The sequence below is a fragment of the Methylobacterium sp. P1-11 genome (genome assembly GCF_008329595.1).
Lineage (GTDB): Bacteria > Pseudomonadota > Alphaproteobacteria > Rhizobiales > Beijerinckiaceae > Methylobacterium.
In genome coordinates, this window is sequence record NZ_NPKS01000038.1 from 54,377 (window position 1) to 60,376 (window position 6,000).

6 protein-coding genes and 1 pseudogene are annotated in these 6,000 nt (G+C 65.0%); 5 read left to right on the top strand and 2 right to left on the bottom strand.

The window, feature by feature from the left end; genetic code table 11:
- Positions 1–216 precede the first annotated feature (216 nt).
- Both CIW48_RS28010 and CIW48_RS28015 read left to right on the top strand, forming a co-directional pair.
- Positions 217–1,110, top strand: coding sequence for an aldo/keto reductase (locus tag CIW48_RS28010; RefSeq protein ID WP_149313695.1), 894 nt, complete (start codon positions 217–219; stop codon positions 1,108–1,110).
- 209 nt (positions 1,111–1,319) lie between these two features.
- The gene (locus CIW48_RS28015) at positions 1,320–1,559 is read left to right on the top strand and encodes a DUF2188 domain-containing protein (protein WP_149313696.1); all 240 of its coding nucleotides are present in this window, start codon (positions 1,320–1,322) and stop codon (positions 1,557–1,559) included.
- 109 nt (positions 1,560–1,668) lie between these two features.
- Here CIW48_RS28015 and CIW48_RS28020 read toward each other — a convergent pair whose 3' ends face one another.
- Entirely contained in the window at positions 1,669–3,072 is a 1,404-nt protein-coding gene (locus CIW48_RS28020; protein WP_149313697.1) for an adenylate/guanylate cyclase domain-containing protein, read from the bottom strand.
- Between the two features lie 661 nt (positions 3,073–3,733).
- Positions 3,734–4,426, bottom strand: a complete 693-nt coding sequence (locus tag CIW48_RS28025; RefSeq protein WP_149313698.1) for a helix-turn-helix domain-containing protein — start codon at positions 4,424–4,426, stop codon at positions 3,734–3,736.
- Between the two features lie 101 nt (positions 4,427–4,527).
- Between CIW48_RS28025 and CIW48_RS28030 the strand changes: the two genes are divergently transcribed.
- From CIW48_RS28030 to CIW48_RS34290, 3 genes and pseudogenes are all read left to right on the top strand, one after another.
- The gene (locus tag CIW48_RS28030; protein WP_149313699.1) at positions 4,528–5,319 is read left to right on the top strand and encodes a VOC family protein; all 792 of its coding nucleotides are present in this window, start codon (positions 4,528–4,530) and stop codon (positions 5,317–5,319) included.
- Between the two features lie 13 nt (positions 5,320–5,332).
- On the top strand, positions 5,333–5,866 hold the full coding sequence (locus tag CIW48_RS28035) for an SRPBCC domain-containing protein (RefSeq protein WP_173009424.1): 534 nt from the start codon (positions 5,333–5,335) through the stop codon (positions 5,864–5,866).
- 5 nt (positions 5,867–5,871) lie between these two features.
- Positions 5,872–6,000 (top strand): annotated as a pseudogene (locus CIW48_RS34290) (dihydrofolate reductase); the annotation flags it as partial.

Here is a 6,000-nt window from a genome sequence, read left to right on the forward strand (position 1 = left end):
GGCCGCGTGCCATCTATTGCAGAAGGCTTTGACGTCCGCTTCTAAGCAGCCGGACAAGCCAATCTTGGCGGCTCTTGGCCGAAAGCCGCTGGTCCGCTTCGGAGACGGTGAGACAATGAAGCGGACACGATGCGTCCGCACCCTTGCTGCCCCTTTGGAGGTCGCGTCGGCCCACCTATAGTCGGAAGTGGCGTTCCTCACCGATCGGAACCGGCCATGAGCACCGTCACGCGCCGCATCTTCGGCCTCTTCTGTGCCAGCTTCGCCGCGACCTCGCTGCCCGCATTAAGCACTACGTCTCCTACAATCACGCTCCCGGACGGCACGACGGTCCCCTCAATCGGGCAGGGTTCGTGGCATCTCGGCCAAGGTCGGCACCCGCCAGCTGCAGAAGAGGAAGCGCTGCGCCTCGGCCTTTCCCTCGGGATGACGCTCATCGACACGGCGGAGGTCTATGGCGATGGCAAGGCCGAACAACTCGTCGGACGCGTGATCGCCGGGCAGCGCGAACGCGTCTTCCTGGTCTCGAAAGTTCATCCGGGGCACGCCACGGCAGCGGGCATCCGCAGTGCCTGCACTGCAAGCCTGTCGCGCCTCGGCACGGATCACCTCGACCTCTACCTGCTTCATTGGCGCGATGGTGTGAAAGATCTGACAGAGGTCGTCGACGCGTTCGAACGCTTATGCGCCGTCGGTCACATTCGCCGCTGGGGCGTCTCGAACTTCAGCGTCACCGACATGGAAGACCTGTTCCGCGTCGCGTCTGGACAGCGCTGCGCGATCAATCAGGTCGCCTACAGCCTGGTCAATCGGAAAATCGAGCGCGAGCTGCTCCCCTGGTGCGCACAGCACCGCATGCCCATCATGGCCTATTCTCCGCTGGGCGGTCAGGGCTCGGAAGTCCTGAGGCACCCGGCCGTGCTGCGGGTTGCCGCGGCGCATGGGCAGGCGCCGTCGGCCGTCGCGTTGGCCTGGGTGCTGCGCCGGGGACAAGCCATCGCGATCCCCGAATCGGGTTCGCCCTCTCACGTGCGGGAGAACGCGGCAGCTATGAATCTGGAGCTGACCTCCGAGGAGTCGCAATCCTTGGATGCGGCTTTCCCCGCTTAGGACTGTCACGAGTTCGTGCTCGCTACGGCGATCACGAGGCAATCGAACTTGGAGCGCTCATATGTACGGCTCGCATGGACCCACTCGGTTTCGGTACGTCGGCCGTGCGGTTAGGTGTCGTGCGGAAAGCCGTCGAGAGCTGGGGCCACATCGTTCTTGAGCGGAAGAGCCGTTTGCTCCCGCGCGACAACCTGAATTGAGGAGTCGTTATGGCATTCGTCACGTACCAGATCGTCGAGCACGATGGGGGTTGGGCCTACAAAGTCGGTGATGTGTTTTCTGAGACCTTCCCAACCCGGAGCGACGCTCATGCGGCCGCTGCACGTGCCGCGGCGGAGCAGCGAGCCCCGGATGACGATACGGTGATCAGCTACGAGGATGAGCGGTACCAATGGCACGACGAGACCGTCCGAGGCAGTGATCGGCCACAGACGAATGTAGAAGACTGATCGTGACAGGTTGCAGCCTGCGGTGTCCTTTCCGAGCGAAGGGCTACCCGGCGACATCCGCAGCCGCCTTTTTGTTAGGGCCTACCGTACAGCCACCGCGGCGGCAGGGTCAGGCGATCTCGTAGACCGTGACGCCTTCGCCGACGCCGCGCAGGCTGCGCCGCTCGGAACGAACCCGCCGCGTCGACAGCAGCCCGGCTGAGCCGGCGTGGCTCACGACCGGCTCGGTGGCGAACACCGCCTCGGATCCGGCCAATTCCTGCACCCGCGCGGCGATGTTGACCGTCTGCCCGAAATAGTCCTGCCGATCGTTAGAGTTGACCGCGAGGCAAGGGCCCTCATGGATGCCGATCTTGAGGACCAACTCGTCTGCGCCGCGCCCTACGTTGAACCGGACCATCGCCTCGCGCATGGCGAGCGCGGCGGCGAGCGCGCGGTCCGGCGTTGGAAAGGTCGCCATCACCGCGTCGCCGATCGTCTTGACCACCGCGCCGGAACGCGCAGCGACGATCTCGTTGAGGATGCGGAAATGTGCCCGCACCAAGTCGTAGGCCATGAGGTCGCCGACCCGCTCGTAGAGGGCGGTGGAGCCCTTAAGATCGGTGAACAGGAAGGTGAGGTTCGTCACCTTCAGGCGCTGGTCGATCGCCAGCGTGTCGGTGCGGTAGAGGTCGCGGAACGTCTGGTTGCTTAAGAGGCGCTTGGCGCTGAGGAACGGCCGCCGCCCGCCGATCAATGTCTGGAGTGCCTCGCCAGCCGAGAACACACCAGGCAGGACGCGCGCGGTGGTGCGGTTGTCCAGCGTAAGTCGCACCGGGCCGGGCCGGAGCGCGCTGCCCGTTGCGCAGCCGCGCCGGTCGCTGAAGACCACGGTTAGCTCTTGACGCTCGTCCGTGGGCTCGCCGTCGAGCTCGATGGTGTGCGTGGCGTGTGTCACCGGATCGAGCACGATCACCGACCCGGACAGGTGCAGCGCCAAGATGATGCGCTCGCCCGCTGACAGTTCCGCCGACTCGAGAAGGGCGCTGCCGGCGAGTTTGGCGAAGGCTGCAGCGTCGGGGAAGTCGACGGCCGAACCGAAGAACACCTGCCGGTGGTAGTCCCAGAAAGCCAGCCCGTCGGGGTCGTGGGCGGCGATGCGGCGTATCCGCGGACTGACGCGGAAGCTTACCTCGACGGTATCGTCCAGCGTCGGCTCGGCGTCGAGCGCGCAGAACGCGCAGTGGTAGGAATCCTGCCGCACCTCCTTCAGTGTGGCGTTGGCGTCGAGGATGCCGCCGCAGCTCGGGCAAACGACGTTCCAGATCATCTCGAACAGGCCGAGGCGGGTGGCGTGCAAAAGTGCGCCGATCACCGCTTCCTCGGCCAGCCCGCGCTCAGCGGCGAAGGCGAGCGCGTTGACAGCGGCGAGTTCCGCGTCGCTTCCGGCCCGGATCATCCGCGCGACCGCGGCGGCGGCCGCCGGCTCGGCTGAGCGGGTGAGGCCAGCGATGAGGGCATCCTTGTCCTGCATGGTCGAAGCCTAGGACAGATCGCGGACCTGCGCATCCGAACGGGTGAGGAAGAGAGGTCCTACCTGCTCAGGTGCCGGCCGGTAGGGAAGGTGTAATGGTTCCTTCCGGCATCGTAGACGAAGTCCTATCCCGTGAGGAGACCGCGCTTCGCGTCGCCAGAGGCCCGGGTCTTCGGCCCGCACGGCGGCTCGCCGGTGCCCGCACAGGCCACCCCTGCTTACGGGCGAGTCAGCCCCGGTTGGCCAGCACTGTCAGCGTGGCACATCCGGGATTTACCTTACCAGATCAGCGCGTTTTCACCCAGCCTACACCCAACCAAGCCGCCCACAGACGCCGCTGTGAGTTAGAGCCGACATCCAGGCCGCGCAGCCCGAAAGACAAATCCCGATCTTACTCAACTCATTAGAAAGTCCGATTTCGGGCGACTTGATACAGGAACCTCACTGATTGTGGCCGAAAGACGCCGGTCCAATTCGGAGAAAGTTTGCCAGAAAAGCCGACGGACTCTTGCCGACCCCAGCTTGCCATTCGACAACCTTCGGCCTTGCGGCTAGAAGCGGCACGTCCGCTTCCGCGAAGTTGCGTTTTGAGCTGCCATCGCGCAGCTCACTCCGCACTCCGGCATAGCGCTGAAGACCGGCACGTCCGTTAAAGGGTTCCTCAGGCGGTTTTGGTGGGCAGGGCGAAGAGATCGACGAAGGACTGTGCGAGATCGGCCTCGCCAGCGAAGGCGAGCGTTCCGCCCGCACCGTCTCTGGCCAGAGGCGCTTTGCCATAAATCGTGCGGCGCATCGCCATAGTATCGCCGGTGAAGGCGAGATCGGGTGCGTCCATGACACCACGGTTCACAAGGATCTCGCCGCCGGTCACCGTCGCGATAAAATCCTCGCCGGGAAAGTGGAAGGCGACCGACACGGACAGCTCCGCGGCCCGCGTGCTTTCGACCAGGGCCTGAAGCGACATCATGGCTGAAGCCGCCGACATGAACAGGCGTGGGTCATGCCGCGGCGAGCGAGCGGCCCAACGTCCCATGGCGCGCATCAACGGCGAAGCCTCACGGCCCCACGCCGTTAGGTCGTAGACCTGCACGTTCGCCGGCGACGGCAGCCGGATGCGGCGGACGATGCCTGCATCTTCCAGGCTCTCCAGGCGCTGCTTTAGCACGTTGGCGCTGATGCCTGGAAGGTTCGCTCGAAGCTCGCCGAAGCGGCGAGGGCCGAAGACCAACTCGCGCATGATCAGCAGCGACCAACGCTCGCCTATGAACTCCAGGGCGAGCGCAGTGCCGCAAGCGTCGTCGTACCGACGCTCTCGTGGCGCAGATGCCGCCTTGGTTATTTTTTCTGACTGCATTGTTGCTTTGTATAACCGAGAATGCCAGCCTGGGCAAAGCGGGGCTGTAAGGGGTGCCGCGACGCGGCCAATGCGCCCGTTGTCAGGGAGGAATGCGCCTGATGCCAACTGCCGAGGGTAAACCCATCTGGTTCGAGCTGAACGCGGCCGACCAGGACGCGGCACAAGCCTTCTACGAGGCTGTCGCCGGCTGGCGCATCACACCATCCCCAATGCTCGAGCATGGCGGCTACCGAGTTGCGGAGGCTGACGGAATGCCCGTGGCCGGGATCCGGGGGTCGATGCCCGAAGCTCCTGGCTTTCCCGGCTGGGCGGTCTACCTCGCGACCCTCGACGTCGACGCCATAGCTTCCCGCGTAGTGGAGCTCGGTGGCCAGATCCGGTTCGGGCCTGTCGACATCCCCCATGTCGGCCGGTTCGCCATGGTCAGCGATCCGCAGGATGTGGTCTTCGCCCTGATGGCGGCGACGAGCCCCGACGAGAGCCGGGCCTTTGGCCCGGTGCCCCTTGGGACGGAGCAAACCCTCGGCCAAGGCGTATGGATCGAATTGGCAACCCCCGATCCCGAGGCTGCCTTCGCGTTCTACGGAGCGCTGTTCGGCTGGGAGAAGCTCGGGGCCATGCCGATGGGCGGGATGGGTGAGTACGCCTTCATCGGCCAAGGCGACCTACGCCCTGGCGCGGTGATGTCGAGTACGGCCACCGAGGCGCCGGCCCGATGGAATTGGTACGTCCATGTGGCCGATATCGATGCCACGCTCGCATCCGTCCGCGAGAGAGGCGGCACGGTGCTCCAGGGTCCCGATCCGATCCCCGGCGGCAGCTACTCGGCCTACATCGCCGACCCAGCGGGCAACAGGCTCGGCGTTGCCGGCCCGCGCCAACCGGCGTGAGGGAAGGCAAGCGATGGCGAGCGAGCTGCTGATGCACGCAGGTAGACAGAGTAACCCCGCCGGGAAGGCACGCACGACAGTGGAGCGGGTATCGGACAGGGAGCTCGCCGTCTCGCGGACCGTCGACGGTCCGGCGCGGATCGTTTTCGAAGCGTGGTCCAAGCCAGAGCTTTTCCAGCAATGGTGGGCGCCCAAATCCTGCGGCGTCTCTTTGATCTCGTTCGAGGCCGATATCCGCACGGGCGGTACGTACCGTCTGCTCATGGGCCATGCGTCCTCGGATCGGCCCATGGCGTTTTTTGGCCGATACGTCGAGGTGACGCCCCATGCCCGCGTCGTCTGGACCAACGACGAAGAGGGCGAGGACGGACCCGTCACCACAGTGACGTTCGAGGAAAGGGACGGTGCGACATACGTCGTCGTGCACGAACTCTATCCCTCGAAGAGAGCGCTCGACGATGCCTTGTCCTCTGGAAGCACGAGCGGTTGGGGCGAACAGTTCGAGCAGCTCGATGACCTCATTCTCATCCTGAACGCGAAAGTCTGACTGTCATGAGCAAGGTGCGCGTGAGAGGTTTTGCAGTGTCTGTCGACGGCTTCGGGGCCGGCCCGGACCAAAGCCTGGAGCATCCGCTCGGGAAAGGCGGGCCGGAGTTGATGCGGTGGTTCTTCCCGACGCGC